This window comes from Nocardia sp. NPDC056564, assembly GCF_042793755.1.
GTDB lineage: Bacteria > Actinomycetota > Actinomycetes > Mycobacteriales > Mycobacteriaceae > Nocardia.
Genome location: NZ_JBHTUR010000038.1, coordinates 1 through 17,346 on the forward strand (window position 1 = coordinate 1; position 17,346 = coordinate 17,346).

Annotated in this window: 16 protein-coding genes; 7 read left to right on the plus strand and 9 right to left on the minus strand. The window is 68.3% G+C overall.

Features of this window, described 5'->3' with window-relative positions:
* Positions 1–494: 494 nt before the first annotated feature.
* The 6 genes from ACFQ9K_RS44380 to ACFQ9K_RS44405 form a co-directional block, all read right to left on the minus strand.
* The gene (locus tag ACFQ9K_RS44380; RefSeq protein ID WP_378721884.1) at positions 495–1,376 is read right to left on the minus strand and encodes a CHAD domain-containing protein; all 882 of its coding nucleotides are present in this window, start codon (positions 1,374–1,376) and stop codon (positions 495–497) included.
* Positions 1,377–1,378: 2 nt separating this feature from the next.
* Positions 1,379–2,356 carry a prolyl aminopeptidase gene (pip, locus tag ACFQ9K_RS44385; protein WP_378721883.1) on the minus strand — a complete coding sequence of 326 codons (978 nt, stop codon included), beginning with the start codon at positions 2,354–2,356 and terminating at the stop codon, positions 1,379–1,381.
* On the minus strand, positions 2,356–2,814 hold the full coding sequence (locus ACFQ9K_RS44390; RefSeq protein ID WP_378721882.1) for a hypothetical protein: 459 nt from the start codon (positions 2,812–2,814) through the stop codon (positions 2,356–2,358). Before ACFQ9K_RS44390 ends, pip begins: the two co-directional genes overlap by 1 nt.
* Positions 2,815–2,912: 98 nt before the next feature.
* Positions 2,913–3,767, minus strand: coding sequence for a phosphotransferase (locus ACFQ9K_RS44395; protein ID WP_378721881.1), 855 nt, complete (start codon positions 3,765–3,767; stop codon positions 2,913–2,915).
* Positions 3,768–3,777: 10 nt separating this feature from the next.
* Positions 3,778–4,635: a 3-methyl-2-oxobutanoate hydroxymethyltransferase gene (gene panB / locus ACFQ9K_RS44400; RefSeq protein WP_378721880.1), complete on the minus strand. Its 858-nt coding sequence runs from the start codon at positions 4,633–4,635 to the stop codon at positions 3,778–3,780.
* 140 nt (positions 4,636–4,775) lie between these two features.
* Entirely contained in the window at positions 4,776–5,684 is a 909-nt protein-coding gene (locus tag ACFQ9K_RS44405) for a glycosyl hydrolase family 32 (protein ID WP_378721879.1), read from the minus strand.
* Between the two features lie 334 nt (positions 5,685–6,018).
* Here ACFQ9K_RS44405 and ACFQ9K_RS44410 point away from each other — a divergent pair, with 334 nt between their 5' ends.
* The 3 genes from ACFQ9K_RS44410 to ACFQ9K_RS44420 all read left to right on the plus strand — a co-directional run bounded on the left by ACFQ9K_RS44410 (position 6,019) and on the right by ACFQ9K_RS44420 (position 12,080).
* A complete protein-coding gene (locus ACFQ9K_RS44410; RefSeq protein ID WP_378721878.1) occupies positions 6,019–7,554 on the plus strand; it encodes an alpha/beta hydrolase in 1,536 nt (511 codons plus the stop codon).
* 95 nt (positions 7,555–7,649) lie between these two features.
* The gene (locus ACFQ9K_RS44415) at positions 7,650–8,990 is read left to right on the plus strand and encodes a glutamine synthetase family protein (protein WP_150408211.1); all 1,341 of its coding nucleotides are present in this window, start codon (positions 7,650–7,652) and stop codon (positions 8,988–8,990) included.
* A gap of 78 nt (positions 8,991–9,068) precedes the next feature.
* Positions 9,069–12,080: a bifunctional [glutamine synthetase] adenylyltransferase/[glutamine synthetase]-adenylyl-L-tyrosine phosphorylase gene (locus ACFQ9K_RS44420; RefSeq protein WP_378721877.1), complete on the plus strand. Its 3,012-nt coding sequence runs from the start codon at positions 9,069–9,071 to the stop codon at positions 12,078–12,080.
* A 6-nt stretch (positions 12,081–12,086) separates the two neighbouring features.
* Here ACFQ9K_RS44420 and ACFQ9K_RS44425 read toward each other — a convergent pair whose 3' ends face one another.
* Complete coding sequence (locus tag ACFQ9K_RS44425) at positions 12,087–12,821, minus strand: SDR family oxidoreductase (protein WP_378721876.1); 735 nt, start codon at positions 12,819–12,821, stop codon at positions 12,087–12,089.
* Positions 12,822–12,876: 55 nt separating this feature from the next.
* Positions 12,877–13,224: a winged helix-turn-helix transcriptional regulator gene (locus ACFQ9K_RS44430; protein WP_378721875.1), complete on the minus strand. Its 348-nt coding sequence runs from the start codon at positions 13,222–13,224 to the stop codon at positions 12,877–12,879.
* A 111-nt stretch (positions 13,225–13,335) separates the two neighbouring features.
* Between ACFQ9K_RS44430 and ACFQ9K_RS44435 the strand changes: the two genes are divergently transcribed.
* Positions 13,336–13,662 (plus strand): hypothetical protein, encoded by a 327-nt coding sequence (locus ACFQ9K_RS44435; protein ID WP_378721874.1) that lies wholly within the window; start codon positions 13,336–13,338, stop codon positions 13,660–13,662.
* Between the two features lie 10 nt (positions 13,663–13,672).
* On the plus strand, positions 13,673–14,314 hold the full coding sequence (locus ACFQ9K_RS44440) for a cysteine hydrolase (RefSeq protein WP_378721873.1): 642 nt from the start codon (positions 13,673–13,675) through the stop codon (positions 14,312–14,314).
* A gap of 70 nt (positions 14,315–14,384) precedes the next feature.
* Here ACFQ9K_RS44440 and ACFQ9K_RS44445 read toward each other — a convergent pair whose 3' ends face one another.
* Positions 14,385–14,663 (minus strand): hypothetical protein, encoded by a 279-nt coding sequence (locus ACFQ9K_RS44445; protein ID WP_378721872.1) that lies wholly within the window; start codon positions 14,661–14,663, stop codon positions 14,385–14,387.
* A 148-nt stretch (positions 14,664–14,811) separates the two neighbouring features.
* On the opposite strand from ACFQ9K_RS44445, the gene ACFQ9K_RS44450 reads away from it, so the two are divergent.
* Together ACFQ9K_RS44450 and ACFQ9K_RS44455 are read left to right on the plus strand one after the other, a co-directional pair.
* Positions 14,812–15,756: an endonuclease/exonuclease/phosphatase family protein gene (locus ACFQ9K_RS44450; protein ID WP_378721871.1), complete on the plus strand. Its 945-nt coding sequence runs from the start codon at positions 14,812–14,814 to the stop codon at positions 15,754–15,756.
* Between the two features lie 144 nt (positions 15,757–15,900).
* The gene (locus ACFQ9K_RS44455; RefSeq protein ID WP_378721886.1) at positions 15,901–17,346 is read left to right on the plus strand and encodes a metallopeptidase; all 1,446 of its coding nucleotides are present in this window, start codon (positions 15,901–15,903) and stop codon (positions 17,344–17,346) included.

Sequence of the window (17,346 nt, forward strand, 5' to 3'; positions counted from 1 at the left end):
CCACCCACCCACCCACCCACCCACCCACCCACCCCCTCAACCCGCACCCCCGCAGCCGAGTTGGCCGAGCCCCCACCCCTGTTCTCGCATCACCTGAACCCGCTCCCGCCCCGATCGCCGTGGCACGCCAAAGCCGCACCACTTCTGACTTCCCGCACCGAAATTCGCATGCAATTCCCGGTGCGGTAACCCAGAAATGGTGCGGGGTTGCTCGCCGGGCAGCGCTGCAGCAAAGTAGCGAGTACGGTTTCGCGGGCGGCGATGTCCTCAGCACCGGAGCCAAGTTGGTCAAGCGCCCAGCCGTACGCCTATCCTCGTGCCACCTGCACCCGCACCCCCGGTAGCCGTGATACGCCGCAGCCGCACCACTTCTGATTTCTCGCACCGAGATTTGCATGCAATTTTCGGTGCGGGAAATCAGAAGTGGTGCGAGGTTGCTTGCCGGGCGGCGCGGCGGGCGGCGGGCGGCGAGGGTTTGGTGGGCGGTGGCGGGGTTACTTGCCGGATAGGGCTGCGGCGGCGGTGGGGTAGTGGGTCAGGGCTTGGCGGGCGGCGGTGTCTTCGGCGCCGGCCAGGGTTCGGTAGAGGGTTGTTTTTTCGCCTGCGGCGCCGGCGTCTGCGGCGATGCCGTAGATGGCGTGCTGGGATTCGACGGCGTCGCGGTGGTCGCCGAGCACGGTTTGTAGTCGTTTGGCGCGGCTGCCGAGGTCGCCGGCGTCGGCGCCGAGGACGGCTTCGGCGGCCTCGCAGGAGTAGCGTAAACGCTTGGCGCTCTTGCGGATATCGTGCAGCAGCTCGACTCGTTCGGCGGGGGTGACGGTGGTTTCCCGCTCGATCAGGTCCAGTACGCGCTCGCGGTCGCGTTCCAGGACGACGCCGAAGAACTCCGCGGCGGGCACCTCGGCCCGTGACGAACGCAGCGGCGGTGCGGTACGCCACCCGCTGAGTTCATCGCGCAGCGCGCGATAGCGCGCACTGTCCAACGCGAGCAGCACCTCCGCGTGTGCCGCGGCGTACGTGTCGTGCTCCGCGGTGACCAACCGGGCGGTGACCAGCTCGAGCTCCTCGGCCGAATGCTCGCCCTGCTGACCGTGTTTCCTCAGCAACGTCTCGAAGCGTTCTGCCCGCACCTCGGCATCCCGGGCGACGCCGAGCACACCGGCCAGCCACTTGAGCTCGTCGCCCATCGTCCTGGCCGGTGTCCGTTCGAACAGTCCGCGATAGGAACGCAGCACGCTGCGCAACCTGCGGGTGGCCACGCGCATCTGATGGACCGAATCCGGTTCGTCCGCGCGCACCTCGGGTTCAGCGGCCAGCAGCCGGTCCACATTGTCGCCGAGGGCGGCGACGATGGCCTCGCCTGCGGTGGCCGTCATGGTTATCCCGCCTTCGCGAATCTATCGGTGGCTTCTACCAAATGATGCGTGATGCCTGGCTCGAAGGAAGCGTGTCCGGCGTCTTCGACGATGTGCAGCTCCGAAGCCGGCAACGCCTTGTGCAGATCCCAGGCGCTCACCGTGGGGCAGACGATGTCGTGACGGCCCTGCACGATGACCGTCGGAATGTGCGCGATCGTGCCGGGGTCGCGCAGCAGCTGCCCTTCTTCGAGGAAGGCGTGATTGCGGAAGTAGTGGTTCTCGATCCGCGCGAAGGCGAGCGCGAACCGGGGATCGGCGGACTCGGCGACCCGATCCGGTTGCGGCAGCAGCGAACTCGTCGCACCCTCCCAGGTGGACCAGGCGACGGCGGCGCGGAGCGCGACCTCCTGGTCGGCGGAGTGCAACAGCCGGTGATAGACCTCGACCAGGTCTTCGCCGCGCTCGTCCTCCGGTATCGGCGCGAGGTACTTCTCCCACTCGTCGGGGTACACGTAGCCCGCCGCCCCGTTGTAGTACCAGTCGATTTCCTTGCGGCGCAACAGGAAGATGCCGCGCAGCACCAGCTCGGTCACCCGGTCGGGGTAGGTCTCGGCGTAGGCGAGCGCGAGGGTCGAACCCCACGAGCCGCCGAACACCTGCCAGCGCTCGATGCCGAGATGGGTACGCAGCGCCTCGATGTCGGCGATCAGATGCTGGGTGGTGTTGGTGGACAGATCGGGGTCGTCGGCCAGATGCGGGGTGGAGCGCCCGCAGCCGCGCTGATCGAGCAGCACGATCCGGTAGGCGGCCGGGTCGAAGAACCGCCGCTGCGCCGGGGAGGTGCCGCCGCCGGGACCGCCGTGCAGGAAGACCACCGGCTTGCCGTCCGGGTTGCCGCTGACCTCCCAGTACATCGACTGGCCGTCGCCGACGTCGAGCAGGCCGGAATCGTAGGCGTCGATCTCCGGGTACAGCGTCCGCAGCCGTGCCTGGCTCATCAGAACGCCAGACCCGAGGCGAGGTCAGGGAGCTCGAGCGCCTGGATCGCCTCTTTCTGCACGTCCGGGCAGCTCTTGGTGGTCAGCCGGTCGATGATCGGCTTGTCGGCGAGCACCGCGCCGTTGATGCCGCCGTTGCGCAGCGCCCACTCGTGCACGAGGGCGTTGAGCCCGATCCGGCCGAGCGTCGGGCCCTGCACCCGCCAGTTCGACAGCTCGGGCTTGATCATGTCGCAGAGCTGGGCGGCCGCGGCATCGGAGATGTCCGGGGTGGTGCCGGGCTTGGGCGTGCCCGCGGTGCCGCCGGGCTTGGTGGTCGCCGTCGCCGACCCCGTTGTCGAGCTCGAGCTCCCGGTCGGAGCCGGGTTGGACGAGCCTCCGCATGCGGTCAGTGCTGCGGCGGCGAAAACGCCCGCCAGCAGCAGGGTGCTGCGTGAAATCCAACGGCTGTGCGGCATCGGTACCTCTGCTTCTTGATCGCGAATGTCCGCATCGAGTCTGCCATTGATTCGCCGTCGTGGCCCGGAGTGTGTGGCTCGCACACCCCTGTTCGCGGCTACCGGAAGGTGATGCGCAGCTCGTCCAGCAGTGCTTCGACGAAACGGGCGAAGCGTGGAATGGACGTGTCGATGGTTCGCCAGGGGTTGAGCGCGATCAACGGGGCGAGACGTTCGGCGAGGGTGATCTCGGCGGCGGAGACCGGCCCCGGCCACTGCGCGAAGTAGTCCGCGCGCCGCGGGCTGTGCAGGATGCGATGGGACAGGAACGGGTGGGTGATCACGGCGTCGCCCCAGTCGAACAGCCGGCCGGTGCCCGGCGTCGCGCCGGCGAAGACGTTGCCGGGGTGGACGTCGTTGTGCTCGATGGTGAGCCTGCCGTACGCGGCCAGTTCGGCGGCGGCCTCCTCGATGCGGTGACCGAGGCCGGGCATGCGTGCTTCGAAGTGCCGGTAGACCGTGACCAGGCGACTGGGCGGGAGGTACGGGGTGCCGGTGGCGATCAGCGCGTCGATGTCCGGCGCGACGGACTGTTGCAGTTCGGCGTAGGAACGGAACAGGCCGGACCACTCGGCATCGGTATCGCGGGCGGTGTCGCCGCCGTGCGGGCTCAGTAACCACCCGTGATCCGCCTGCACCGCAAGGGGTTCCAGCACGCTGCCGGGCCGGAGCCGGGCGAGCAGCTGAATCAGCGGGCCCTCGTGCGCGAAGGCGCGGGCGTTGGCCTTGGCCCAGATCGGGCCGGTCTCGGTCGGCAGCCGGACGAGGAGCGACCAGGCGCGGCGGCGAGTCACCGTCGGCGCGCCGGTCACCTCGATCTCGTGTGCCTTGAGCACACCCGACGCCCAGTCGATCAGCGGCTCGGGTGGCTGGCCGAGCAGTGCGGCTGGTGCGTGCACTGCTCGGCCGTTCATCGTTACTCCACTAGAAGCTGTGTTCTGGCCCCGGGAAGGTGCCCCGGGCTACCTCTTCAGCGTAGGCCGCCGCGGCGGTGCGCAGTTCATCGCCGACATTGCCGAACCGCTTGACGAACTTCGCGGTCTTGCCGCTGGTGTAGCCGGCCATGTCCTGCCAGACCAGCACCTGCGCGTCGGTTTCCACGCCGGCGCCGATGCCGACGGTCGGAATGGTCAGCTTGCGGGTCGCCTGCGCGGCCAGCTCCGCCGGAACCATCTCCATGACCACGGCGAACGCCCCGGCTTCCTGCACCGCGATGGCGTCCGCGATGAGCTGTTCGGCGCCGTCGCCGCGACCCTGCACGCGGAACCCGCCGAGGGTGTTGACGCTCTGCGGGGTGAACCCGATGTGCGCCATCACCGGAATGCCCGCCGAGGTGATCAGCGCGATCTGCTCGGCAACCCGCTCACCGCCCTCGAACTTCACCGCCTGCGCCTGGCCCTCCTTCATGAACCGGGTCGCGGTGGCCAGCGCCTGCTGCGGCGAGGACTCGTAGCTGCCGAACGGCAGGTCGGCCACCACCAGCGCGTGCGGTGCGCCGCGGACCACGCCGCGAACCAGCGGGATGAGCTCGTCCGCGGTGATCGGCACGGTGGTGTCGTAGCCGTAGACCACGTTGGCCGCGGAATCACCGACCAGCAGCACCGGGATGCCCGCTTCTTCGAACAGCCGGGCCGAGGAGTAGTCGTACGCGGTGAGCATGGCCCAGCGCTGGCCATCGGCCTTCATCTGCTGCAGATGGTGCACCCTGGTCTTGCGCATAGCCTTCTTGGGCTGGGCGGGTGCCGCACCGTAGGCAGGGGTTTCCGAATCGGATACGGACATCTTCGTCCCTTTCGTCTGGTGTCTCCTCGGGGCCCATCCGGGTCCCCGGGTTCGTCTGACGAAATCCAGTGTGCAGCAGTTACCAGGCGGGATTAAGGGCTTCGCTCGATGCGATTGGTCACATCGGGCGGCGGCGTGGGTCAGTCGCCGGAGTAGAAGATCAGTGGCGCGATCGAGACTCCGCCCTGATTGTCGCCCGCCGAGCTGACCCAGTAGTGCTCGCGGTCGTCGATCACCTCGGCGGCGTGTGCGTCGATCTGGCCCGCGCGGTCGTCCGGGTCGAAATGCAGCGGGTCGCGGCTGAAGAACGCGGTGGTGCCGACGTAGCCGGGGCGCGGGCCGATGAACAGGTACCAGTACTCGCCGTGGCGCACGACGAACGGTGATTCGGTGTTGCCGCCGCCGGTGCCGGATTTCTGGTCGGTGTAGGCGACACCCCCTGGCTGCCAATGCCGCAGATCGTCGCTGGTGCGGTAGGCGACAACGTGATTGCCGCCGGTCGGCGGCCTGGTCGCCGTGTAATACATGACCCATTGATCGCCGACGCGCGTCACCATCGGGTCGCGCGCGTCGTAGCCATCGGTGAACAGCGAGCCACTCGGTTCGCGCACCCAGTGATAAAGGTCTTTCGAGGTGGCGAGATTGATCGCGGATTTACTGCCGTCCGGGCCTGCGGCATAGAACATGTAATAGGTGTCGTCGGCGAAAACAATGTGCGGCGCCCACAGATGCCGCTCGCCGTAGGCGGGATCGGCGTGCAGCGCCGGCGGCTGTTTCGCCCACGGCCCGTGCAGGCTCGGCGCGATAGCGTGCGCGAACACCACCTCGGTGTCGGGATCGGCGGGCTCGACGTGGGTGATGCCGAACATGTGCCAGGTGCCGGTCGGTTTGTGGAAGACGAAGGTGTGGTCGTTGATGTACCACTGCCCCAACAGATTTGTGGTCGGGTCGTACACCTTGGTGAACTCCCCGGCCTTCACCCGCTCCGCCTCGGCGCCGGGCGTCGCCACCGCGGCAGGCAGGAGGCCGAGCACGAGCACGGCCGTCACCGCACAAAGGAGTCCGGATCTCCGGTACGCGCGCAAGAAAGCACCTTCCCGATCGGCGAGCCAGGGTGGAATTCGCCGGAAGATTAGCGCGCCGCACACAAAAGGACAAAACACATGGCCGCCGGAAAACAATTCACGATTTCATTCCATCCTTGAACCCGTCCGCAACGAATACCTCAATCGTCTCCATTGATTTCCGCGCCGCGCTCACTCCGGGTAAGGGGTGCGCGCGACGCGGGTCGCCCGAGCACGCGCGCGACCGCGCGTGGGCGGCCGAACGGCCGCTGACCGGTGCGTTGTGCCCGCCGAGCCGACGAGCTGCCACTATCAGTGGATGGCTTTGGTTCGGAGTGGGCGCGCTGGTGCGCTGATGGTGGCGGTGCTGGCGTTGGTGGCGGCGGGGTGCACGATCGACGGTCATCCGACGGGACCGATGCCCGCGGGACCCGCCGAGTTGACGAAGTTCTACTCGCAGACCGTGGAGTGGGGCGGGTGCTCCGGGTTCGGTTCGCCGGACGATCGCTTCGCGCCCAACGCACAGTGCGCGCGGATCACCGTGCCGGTGGACTACGCCAACCCGGACGGACCGACCGCGCAGATCGCCGTCTCCCGGATCAAGGCGACCGGCAAACGCATCGGCTCGCTGCTGATGAACCCCGGCGGCCCGGGCGAGTCCGGCCTGACCATGTCCGCGCTCGGCAACAAGACCCCGCTGGCCCAGCGCTTCGACCGGGTCGGCTTCGACCCGCGCGGCGTCGGCTCCTCGACCCCGGCCATCGTGTGCGAGACCGCGCAGGAGCAGGACGCCGAGCGCGCCGAACCGCAGAAGGACAACACGCCCGAGGGCATCGCGGCCGCGGAGAACGAGAACAAGCAGTACGCCGACCGCTGCACCGAACGCACCGGCAAGGAATTCCTGGCCCGTGTCGGCACCCGCGAGGTGGTGCAGGACATGGACGTGATGCGGGCCGCCCTCGGCGACGCGAAACTCAGCTACCTCGGTTATTCGTACGGCACCAAGATCGGTTCGGCGTATGCCGAGAAGTTCCCGGACCACGTGCGCGCCCTCGTGCTCGACGGCGCCATCGACTCCTCGCAGGACCCGGTGCAGGAGTCACTGCGCCAGGCGGCCGGCTTCCAGAAGGTGTTCGACGCCTACGCCGCGGACTGCACGAACAAGCCGGACTGCCCGCTCGGCACGGACAAGACCCAGACCGTGCAGCGCTTCCGCGCGCTGGTGAACCCGCTGTGGGACAAGACCGTACCGACCACCGACCCGCGCGGGCTCAACTACGGCGACGCGCTCACCGGCGTGCGCCAAGCCCTCTACACCAACGATCTGTGGCCGGTACTCACCCTCGGCCTGTCCGAACTGCGCGACGGCCGCGGCGACACCCTGCTGCAGCTGGCCGACCTCTACGACGGCCGCCGTGACGACGGCACCTACAGCAACACCACCGACGCGTTCAACGCCATTCGCTGCGTGGACGATCCGCGGATCAGCGACCGCGGCATCACCGGCAAGCAGGACGCCGAGTACCGCAAAGCGGCCCCGTTCCTCGACGACGGCCGCGGCACCGGCGCGGCCCCGCTGGATCAGTGCACCGCCTGGCCGGTGCCGAATACCAGTGAGCCGCATCGGATCACGGTGACCGGGCTGCCGAAGGTGGTGGTCGTGTCCACCACCGAGGACCCGGCGACCCCGTACCAGGCCGGGGTGGACCTGGCGACCCAGCTCGGCGCGTCGCTGGTGACCTACAAGGGCAACCGGCACACCATCGCGCTGTCCGGCGGATCGTCGTGCGTGGACGAGGCGGTGATCGACTACCTGGTCGACCTGACCGACCCGGAGCCGGGCCTCACCTGTTGACCCGACGGGCTGTGATGTCTTTTTCGCACAACAAGGTCAGCACACTCAGCGTGTATGTAACACGGATTTAACGCCGGGTGCTTACTCTCGCGGACATGGATCGCCAGAAGGAATTCGTGCTGCGGACGCTCGAAGAGCGGGATATCCGCTTCGTGCGGCTCTGGTTCACCGACGTGTTGGGTTACCTGAAGTCCGTTGCCATCGCTCCCGCCGAGCTAGAGGGCGCGTTCGAGGAGGGCATCGGATTCGACGGCTCGGCCATCGAGGGCTTCGCCAGGGTATCGGAGGCCGACATGGTCGCCCGCCCGGATCCATCCACCTTCCAGGTGCTGCCGTGGGCGACCAGCAAGGGCCACCAGCACTCCGCGCGGATGTTCTGCGACATCACCATGCCCGACGGCTCGCCGTCCTGGGCCGACCCGCGGCACGTGCTGCGTCGTCAGCTGAACAAGGCCGCCGACGTCGGCTTCAGCTGCTACGTGCACCCGGAGATCGAGTTCTTCCTGCTGGAGAACGGCCCGGTGGACGGCTCGCAGCCGATCCCGGCCGACTCCGGCGGCTTCTTCGACCAGGCCGTGCACGATTCCGCGCCGAACTTCCGCAGGCACGCGATCGACGCGCTGGAGTCGATGGGCATCTCGGTCGAGTTCAGCCATCACGAGGGCGCGCCCGGCCAGCAGGAGATCGACCTGCGCTACGCCGACGCGCTGTCCATGGCCGACAACGTGATGACCTTCCGCTACCTGATCAAGGAAGTCGGCATCGACGAGGGCGTGCGCGCGACGTTCATGCCCAAGCCGTTCGCCCAGTACCCGGGCTCGGCGATGCACACGCACATGAGCCTGTTCGAGGGCGAGGCCAACGCGTTCCACGATCCGGACGACCCGATCAACCTGTCCGGCACCGCGCGCGCGTTCATCGCGGGCATCCTGGAGCACGCACCGGAGATCAGCGCGATCACCAACCAGTGGGTGAACTCCTACAAGCGGCTCATCCACGGCGGCGAGGCGCCGACCGCGGCGTCCTGGGGCCGGTCCAACCGGTCCGCGCTGGTCCGGGTGCCGATGTACACGCCGAACAAGTCCTCCTCGCGCCGCGTCGAGATCCGCAGCCCAGATTCGGCCTGCAACCCCTACCTGACCTTCGCCGTGCTGCTCGCGGCCGGCCTGCGGGGCATCGAGAAGGGGTACACGCTGCCGCCGGAGGCCGAGGACGACGTGTGGTCGCTGACCGTCGCCGAACGGCGCGCCATGGGCTTCCGCGAACTGCCCGGCACGCTGGACGAGGCGTTGCAGGCAATGGAGCGCTCCGAACTGGTCGCCGAGACGCTGGGCGAGCACGTGTTCGACTTCTTCCTGCGCAACAAGCGCCGGGAGTGGGCGGACTACCGCAGCCAGGTCACGCCGTACGAGCTCAAGGAATACCTCGGTCTGTAGAACAAGGCACATTTCTGCAACCGAACGTATGTCCAGGTGGGGGCGAGTCGTTGGCTTCGAACCTGTAATTTGAGACCTATGGTCCGGCCACCGACTGCCCGCTCCGCGGTCCCCGGCGTCGGTCGGCTCGGTCTGCTCGAGCCCACCGCCGCTGCCTCGCTGCACGAATTGGGCTGGGACAACGTCGAAAGTATCCCCCTGCTGTGGGCGCTGTCCCGCGCGCCCGACGCCGATCTGGCGCTGAACACGCTGGTCAAGCTGCGCGAGCGGATGGAAAGCGAGTGGGCCGAACTGGATTCGGCGATCCGCGCGGAAACGTCGTTGCGCGGCAGGCTGTTCGCGCTGCTCGGCTCGTCCAGCGCGTTCGCCGATCACCTGGTGGTCGACCCGGCGGCCTGGCGGATCCTGCGCCGCAAGGACCTGCCGACCCGCGAGGAACTCATCGCCGATCTGCTCGACGCGGTGCGGGCCGTGCCGGAGGAGGGGCCGCACGCGGGTCCGCTCCTGTTCCGGGCCGGTGAGTCCGGGCCGGAGGTGGTCGCGTTGCTGCGCAAGCGGTATCGCGATCAGTTGATGCTGCTGGCGGCGCTCGATCTGGCGGCGACCGTCGAGAACGAACCGGTACTGGCGTACCAGGTGGTCGGCCGTCATCTGACCGCGCTGGCCGATGCCGCGTTGACCGCGGCGCTGTCCGTGGCGGTGGCCAGGGTCTGCAAGGACGGGCCGGTTCCGGTGCGGCTCGCGGTGATCGCCATGGGCAAGAGCGGCGCGTGCGAGCTGAACTACGTCAGCGACGTCGACGTGGTGTTCGTCGCCGAACCCGCCGACGCCACCGCGACCCGGCTGGCGGCCGAGATGATGAGCGTGGCCAGCGCGGCCTATTTCGAGGTCGACGCGGCGCTGCGGCCGGAGGGCAAGGCGGGCGCGCTGGTGCGCACGCTGGATTCGCACGTCGCCTATTACAAGCGCTGGGCGCGGACCTGGGAGTTCCAGGCGCTGCTGAAGAACCGGCCGATGACCGGCGACCTCGAGCTCGGCGAGGAGTACAAGGCCGCGCTGATGCCGATGGTGTGGACCGCCTCCGAGCGTCCCGACTTCGTCGCCGACGTGCAGGCCATGCGCCGCCGGGTGGAGGACCTGGTCCCCGCCGACATGCGCGAGCGGGAGCTGAAACTCGGGCACGGCAGCCTGCGCGACGTCGAATTCGCCGTCCAGCTCCTGCAATTGGTGCACGGCCGGGTGGACGAGTCGCTGCACGTGCAGGGCACCGTCGAGGCGTTGACGGCATTGGCCGCGGGCGGCTACATCGGGCGCGACGATGCCGCGAATCTCACCGCGTCGTACGAGTTCCTGCGTCTGCTCGAACACCGCCTGCAACTGCAACGGCTGCGTCGCACGCACACGCTGCCCGCCGCGGACGACGAAGAGGGCATGCGCTGGCTGGCTCGCGCCGCGCACATCCGCCCCGACGGCAGGCAGGACGCGGTCGGCGTGCTCGCCAACGAGATCCGCCGAAATGCCGTGCGGGTGCGGCGATTGCACGCCAAGCTGTTCTACCGTCCGCTGCTCGAATCGGTGGTCAAGCTGGAGCCGGACGCGCTGCGGCTCAGCCCCGAGGCGGCGGTCCGGCAGCTGGCCGCGCTGGGTTACCAGGCGCCCGAACACGCGCTCAGCCACCTCAAGGCGCTCACCGGCGGGGTGTCGCGCAAGGGCCGGATCCAGGCGCTGCTGCTGCCCACCCTGCTCGAATGGCTCGGCGAGACACCGAATCCCGACGCCGGCCTGCTCGCCTACCGGCGGGTGTCGGAGGGGCTCGGCGATCAGACCTGGTTCCTGCGCGAACTGCGCGACGAGGGGGCGATCGCGCAGCGGCTGATGATCGTGCTCGGCTCCTCGGAGTACCTGCCCGATCTGCTGATCAACGCGCCGGACACCATTCGGATGTACGCCGACGGACCCGGCGGGCCGCTGCTGCTCAGCCCGCAGCCGGAAGACGTCGCGCGCGGCATCATGACGGCCGCGGCGCGGTATGACGATCCGAAACGCGCTGTGGCCGCGGCACGTTCGTTGCGCAGGCACGAGCTGGCCAGGGTCGCGTCGGCGGATCTGCTCGGCATGCTCGAGGTCAAACAGGTCTGCCGCGCGCTGTCCTCGGTGTGGGTCGCGGTGCTGGAAGCGTCACTGGCGGCGGTGATTCGGGCGAGCGAGGCGGAGATGGGCGCGCCCGCGCCCGCCGACTTCGCGGTGATCGGGATGGGCAGGCTCGGCGGGCACGAGCTCGGTTACGGGTCCGACGCGGACGTCCTGTTCGTCTGCGATCCGCGGCCCGGCGAGGACGAGACCAAGGCCGTGAAGTGGGCCAACAGCGTCGCCGACCGGGTGCAGAAGCTGCTCGGCGCACCGAGCACCGACCCGCCGCTGCTGGTGGACGCCGGGTTGCGCCCCGAGGGACGTAACGGCGCGCTGGTCCGCACGCTGGCGGCGTACGCGGCCTACTACCAGCAGTGGGCGCAGCCGTGGGAGGTGCAGGCGCTGCTGCGGGCGCACCAGGTCGCGGGCGATCAGCAGCTCGGGCTGCGTTTCCTGCACGTCATCGACAAGGTGCGCTATCCGGAGGGCGGCGTATCGAACGAGGCGGTGCGCGAGATCCGCCGGATCAAGGCCCGCATCGACGCGGAACGACTACCGCGCAACGCCAACCCGGCGACGCACACCAAACTGGGGCGCGGTGGCCTCGCCGACATCGAGTGGACGGTGCAGCTGATGCAGTTGCGCTACGCGCACGATGTTGCCGGGCTGCACAACACCTCGACGCTGGAGTCGCTCACCGTCATCGAGGAGACCAAGCTGCTCGACGCGGCCGACGTCGCGCTGCTCCGGGATGCGTGGCTCACCGCGACCAAGGCGCGCAACGCGCTCGTGCTGGTTCGCGGGAAGCCGACCGATCAGCTGCCCGGGCCCGGGTTGCTGCTGTCCGCGGTCGCGCGGGTGGCGGGGTGGCCCAATGACGACGGCAGCGAGTTCCTCGATAACTACATGCGGGTTACGCGGCGGGCGAAGGCCGTGGTGGAGCGGGTGTTCGGCCAGTAGCGCGCCCTAGAGGTTGGGGCCGATCGCCAGGCGGCTGATGGTGGTATCGACCGGTAGTTCGAGCACGAAGGTGACCGCTTCGGCAACGCGGCCGGGCGGGAGGAGCCACGGCTTGTTGTGCCCGTCTTCGGCCGACATGCCCGCGTTCACATAAAGATTCGTGTCCATGCCGCCGGGGAAGATCGTGGTCACCCGCAGCGGCGTGCCCTTGGCCACGCCCTCGATCGCCTTCGAGTACCCGGTCAACGCGCCTTTGGTTGCGGCATAGACTCTTTCGCGCGCGCCCGTCCCGGTGTGGAGCGGATCTCCGGCGGACGAGTTGATGAAGACGATCTGGCCGGTTTCCGGGCACAGGAGGCCCTGTTCCAGGACGGCATCGGTGATGTTGATCGTTCCGTTGACGTTGACCGCGATAGCCAGCGACGCGCGACCGGGGTCGGCCGCCTCGATGGCGTCGTTGGTGAAGACTCCGGCATTGTTCACCAGAGCCGAGATGCCGCCGGAATTCCCGGCCGCGATCGCCGTCAGCGTGGTCGCGATCTGCGCACGATCGGCGATGTCGCAGACGAACGTCGCGCAGTGCTGTTCGCCCAGTTCCTGTCGGGCGTGCCGGAGTGCGTCCGCATCGATATCGATCAGGATCACCGAGGCGCCGCGGCGAACACAACCGCGCGCGATCTCCAGCCCTAGACCCTGGCCCCCTCCGGTAATGACGACGCGCCTGGACAGCAGAGATCCCATGGGCCCATTCCCTCCACACAGCGGTGTGCGACGAGAGTCAATCGTGGCACATGAACTAGGTCGACGGCGCGGGCTCGACCAGTAAACCTGTTCGCTCGGCGCGCTTTTCACCCCATTCGTAGAGCGCGGTGAGGGCGGGGACGAGGGTCCAGCCCTCGTCGGTCAGGTCGTATTCGACCTGGGGTGGCACCGTATCGAAGACGGTGCGGCGCACCAGGCCGTCCGCCGCCAGCTCGCGCAACTGCTGGACGAGCATCTTCTCGCTGGTCGTCGGCATCGACCGGCGCAGCTCGCCGTAGCGCCGCACGCCTTCCTTGAGATGGGCCAGGATCACCGGCTTCCACTTGCCGCCGATCAGGTCGACGGTCACCTCCACCGCGCAGTGATAGCGCTTCTCCGGCATTGCTGGCCTTTCGGGTACTCACCAAAAAGTGCGTTCTTGTAACACTGTAATCATCGCGATTCCATGGACGGGACCACCGATCCCTACCGCAGACATGGAGCCCGAATCCCTATGAAGGTCATCGTTTTCGACCGGTTCAAGCCCGGCGTGACCTTGGAGACCATCAATCCGTACCTGCCCGAGGAGGTCGCCAACGTGTGGCGGCTGTGGAAGGCGGGCATCGTGCGGGAGAACTACGCCCGCGCCGACGAGCCGGGCGTGGTGATCGTGTTCGAGGTGGACAGCGTCGAGGAGGCGCAGAAGTACGTCGCCGACTTTCCGCTCACCAAGGCCGGCTACCTGGAGTGGACCTACGTCCCCGTGCAGGCCCCGTTGCCGCTGGAGGCGCTGATGGATCCGCGGGTCGACGTCGCCGAGCCCTACGACCGGACCAAGTGAGGTCGCGCCCATGCGACACGCCTTCGGCCTGAGCATTCCGCAAACCGTGGCGGACGCCTGCGATCCGGCGCGGATGGCCTTGCTGATCTATGACATGCAGGTCGGCATCGTCGCCCAGATCCCCGACGGGGACAAAATCGTGCGACGCTGTGTTCAGCTGCGAGACGCGGCACGAGCCAACGGCTTCCGAGTCTTCTACACCCGGCACGTGTCGTTGCCGATCGCCGCGTCCGGCGTCGCGCAACTGCGCACCGCCATGCAGTGGCAGCGGGTGGACGATCTGGACGCACTGCACGCCAGCTTCCCGCAGGGCTCGCCGCAGTACCAGCTCACGCCGGAGCTGACCCCCGGCGCCGACGAGGTGGTCTTCGACAAGATCACCATGTCCGCCTTCGCGGCCACGCCGCTGGATATCGCGTTGCGCGACTGTGGAATCGACTCCTACGCGATCGCGGGCATCGCCATGGAGGTCGGCATCGAACCGACGGTCCGCCACAGCCTCGACCTCGGCTACCTGCCGATCACGGTCACCGACGCGTGCGGCGCGGGCCATCCGGCGGCCGCCCAAAGGTCGCACGCCACTTTGGAATTCGCGGGCGGCTCGCTGATGACCGAGACCGAAGCGCTGATCGATCTGATGAACCGGGGCTGACTTCCCCTGGCACACAGGCACCCCGCCCGGGCAGGCGCGGGGACGAGGGATGTGCCTGTGCGCCAGGGGATCATCCGCCGGTGAGTTCCCGGAAGCGGTCGACGAACGCGCGGAGCGCACAACGATCCTCATCGATCTCGGGGCGGTGGCCGTGCTCGACGGTCACCGTCACCACGCTGCCCGCGCGCAGCCGCAGCACGTCCGAGCACGTCGGCAGCAGGGGCGCGTTGACGCTGCGTCCGTTGCTGCTGACCGTGATTCGCGAGGTGTACCCGAGCATGGTCAGCAGGAGTTCCTCGGCGTGGTCGGCGGTGAGCGGGCCTGCGACGCGGAACTCTTCGACGTACATTCGGCCCTCCTTCGGCGCCCCGGTGCCAGTTTAGGCGGCGGCCGGATCAATCCTGCTGTGGCAGCGCGGACTGCCAACCTTTCACGTTGTCTCCGGAACTCCACGGTCGGCGCACAACCTCTCCACATTCGCCGCATAGGGTCGGGGTATGCCGAAATGGTTGGAGCGAATAGCGCTCGGGGTGGGCTGGTGCGCGCTGGTGGCGGGGGTCGCCGGCGTCGTGCTGCACTTCGGCGCTTGGCAAAATCGGACGCTGGTGCTGGCGCAGTCGGGGGCGTCGTACCTGATGATCGGCGCGTTGGCCGGGTTGGTGATCTTCCTGATCGCGCGTGGCTGGCGCAGTGCGGGCGTGGCCGGAGTGCTGGTGGGCGTGGTGCTGTGGACGCTGGTGCCCGCGTTCGTCCCGGAGAGCCGGGCGGCGAGCGGGCCCGAGGTCATGGTGATGCAGTCCAACCTGCTGTTCGGGCAGGCGGACGTCGACGCGGTGGTGCGGGCGGTGCGCGACAACCGCATCGATGTGCTCACCGTGGACGAGTTGACCAACTCTGCCGTCGACCGCCTGGCCGCCGCGCGACTCGGCGAGCGACTGCCGTACTCCTACCTCCAGCCGACCGCCGACGGGGGCGGCGGCACCGGCATCTACAGCCGATACCCGTTGCGCGACACCAAGAAATACGACGGCTTCGTGCTGAATCAGGTGTCCGCGATCATGGATCACCCGGAGCGCGGGCCGATCACGGTGTTCGCCTTCCATCCGATCCCACCCCCGTTCAACTTCGCCGACTGGCTCGTGGAGATGCCCAGAATCCGCGACATCCTCGACGCGCAACCAGGCCCCGCGATCGTCGGCGCGGACTTCAACGCGACCCGCGATCACGCGGCGTATCGCGACCTGCTGCACGGCCGGTTCGAGTCGGCCGCCGATCAGGTGGGCGCGGGCCTGCTGCCGACGTTCCCGAACGACCGGTCCTGGGGTCCGATCATCGGCATCGACCACATCCTGCTGGCCGATGCCACCGCCCAGGAAGTGCGCACGCTGAGTGTTCCCGGCTCCGATCACCGCGCGTTGATCGCCAGGGTGCGGTTGAATTGATCTCGCAGGCACGGTCTGTACCGGTCACTGCGCGTGGTTCGTCGCCGAGGGTGATGCGCGCGCGGGAAACCCGGCGATTACCGTGTGAACGCTCGGCGCGCGGGTAGGGCACTGGGTGTCGGTACTCGGAGAGGCCCGTGAATGATGAATAAACAACGGCTGCGGCTCGGTGCGGTCACCGTGCTCGTCCTGTTCGGCGCGGTGCTGGCCGGGTGTGACAAGGGCGTGCAGCCTGCGCCGAATGCCACGCCGCCGAGCACGGAGACCGTCTGGGAAGTGGCCGGATCAATGACGGCCAACGGGCCGAACGGACCACGCAAGGGAGTGCCGGACGCCCCGCTCACCGCGGTCAACGGGGACGGCGGCAAGTACGACAAGCTCGCGCTCAACGCGATCGCCGATCTCCAGGAGTACTGGACCGCGACGTACCCCAAGGTCTTTCCCGGCACGTTCACGCCGGTTTCCGTCTTCGCGTCCTGGGACGCGAAGGCGCCCAAGCAGCAGGCGATCGAGTTCTGCGGCGAGTCCACCTATCACGTCGTGAACGCCGCCTATTGCAGCCTCGACCACACCATCGGCTGGGATCGCGGCGTGCTGTTGCCCGCGGTCGTGGACAAGTTCGGCGAGATGGCCGTGGTGATGGTGCTCGCGCACGAATACGGTCACGCCATTCAGGGGCAGGCCAGGCTCGCGGGTATGCGGACGCCGACGCTGGTGCTCGAGCAGCAGGCCGACTGCCTGGCCGGCGTGTTCTTACGTCATGTGGCGGAGGGGTCTTCGGCGCATTTCACGTTGAACACCACCGACGGGCTCAACTCCGTTCTCGGGGCCACGGTGGCGATTCGCGATCAGGATCCGAGCGATCCGCGCAACGCGCACGGCTCGGCGTTCGAGCGGGTGACGGCGGTGCAGATCGGCTATTCCGACGGCGCGCAGGGCTGTAAGTCGATCACCACGCAGCAGATCGCGCAGCGCCGCGGCACGCTGCCCATATCGTTCGAACCCGGCGAGGAATTCGCTCAGCTTCCGGTGACCACCGAGTCGCTGAACAGCGTGAGCCAGGCCCTGACCAAGATCTTCCCGACCGGCCGGAAGCCGAGGTTCGACTACTCCGGTGTGGTGCGGAACTGCTCGAATGTCACCGCGACCGAACCGGTTTCGTATTGCCCCGGCACGAACACGATCGGCACCGATGTGCCGGAGCTGGCCAAACGCGGCGCCCCGGCGCAGGGTCACGAGGACCCGCTCTCGGCGGCGGTGAACGGCGACTACAACGCCTTCGTCATCTTCGTGTCGCGGTACGTCCTCGCGGTGCAGAACGATCGCAAGCTCGGCTTGACCGGCGCCGAGACCGCGGGCCTGCGCACCGCGTGCCTGTCCGGCGTGGTGACGACCAAGCTGAGCGAGCCGGGCAGCGACCCGCGGCTGTCCGCCGGCGACCTGGACGAGGCCGTCTCCGAACTGCTCTCCGACGGCCTGGCCGCCGGCGACGTGAACGGCAAGGTGGTGCCGAGCGGGTATCAGCGCGTCGAGGCGTTCCGCACCGGCGTGCTCGAGGGCGAGCAGGCCTGCCTGTCCCGCTACGAGTAG

Coding starts and splice junctions, on each gene's coding strand:
- ACFQ9K_RS44415 (WP_150408211.1), top strand. CDS start 7,650: ATGGATCGCCAGAAGGAATTCGTGCTGCGGACGCTCGAAGAGCGGGAT.
- ACFQ9K_RS44440 (WP_378721873.1), top strand. CDS start 13,673: ATGCGACACGCCTTCGGCCTGAGCATTCCGCAAACCGTGGCGGACGCC.
- ACFQ9K_RS44420 (WP_378721877.1), top strand. CDS start 9,069: ATGGTCCGGCCACCGACTGCCCGCTCCGCGGTCCCCGGCGTCGGTCGG.
- panB (WP_378721880.1), bottom strand. CDS start 4,635: ATGTCCGTATCCGATTCGGAAACCCCTGCCTACGGTGCGGCACCCGCC.
- pip (WP_378721883.1), bottom strand. CDS start 2,356: ATGAGCCAGGCACGGCTGCGGACGCTGTACCCGGAGATCGACGCCTAC.
- ACFQ9K_RS44410 (WP_378721878.1), top strand. CDS start 6,019: ATGGCTTTGGTTCGGAGTGGGCGCGCTGGTGCGCTGATGGTGGCGGTG.
- ACFQ9K_RS44380 (WP_378721884.1), bottom strand. CDS start 1,376: ATGACGGCCACCGCAGGCGAGGCCATCGTCGCCGCCCTCGGCGACAAT.
- ACFQ9K_RS44425 (WP_378721876.1), bottom strand. CDS start 12,821: ATGGGATCTCTGCTGTCCAGGCGCGTCGTCATTACCGGAGGGGGCCAG.
- ACFQ9K_RS44455 (WP_378721886.1), top strand. CDS start 15,901: ATGAATAAACAACGGCTGCGGCTCGGTGCGGTCACCGTGCTCGTCCTG.
- ACFQ9K_RS44430 (WP_378721875.1), bottom strand. CDS start 13,224: ATGCCGGAGAAGCGCTATCACTGCGCGGTGGAGGTGACCGTCGACCTG.
- ACFQ9K_RS44445 (WP_378721872.1), bottom strand. CDS start 14,663: ATGTACGTCGAAGAGTTCCGCGTCGCAGGCCCGCTCACCGCCGACCAC.
- ACFQ9K_RS44435 (WP_378721874.1), top strand. CDS start 13,336: ATGAAGGTCATCGTTTTCGACCGGTTCAAGCCCGGCGTGACCTTGGAG.
- ACFQ9K_RS44450 (WP_378721871.1), top strand. CDS start 14,812: ATGCCGAAATGGTTGGAGCGAATAGCGCTCGGGGTGGGCTGGTGCGCG.
- ACFQ9K_RS44395 (WP_378721881.1), bottom strand. CDS start 3,767: ATGAACGGCCGAGCAGTGCACGCACCAGCCGCACTGCTCGGCCAGCCA.
- ACFQ9K_RS44390 (WP_378721882.1), bottom strand. CDS start 2,814: ATGCCGCACAGCCGTTGGATTTCACGCAGCACCCTGCTGCTGGCGGGC.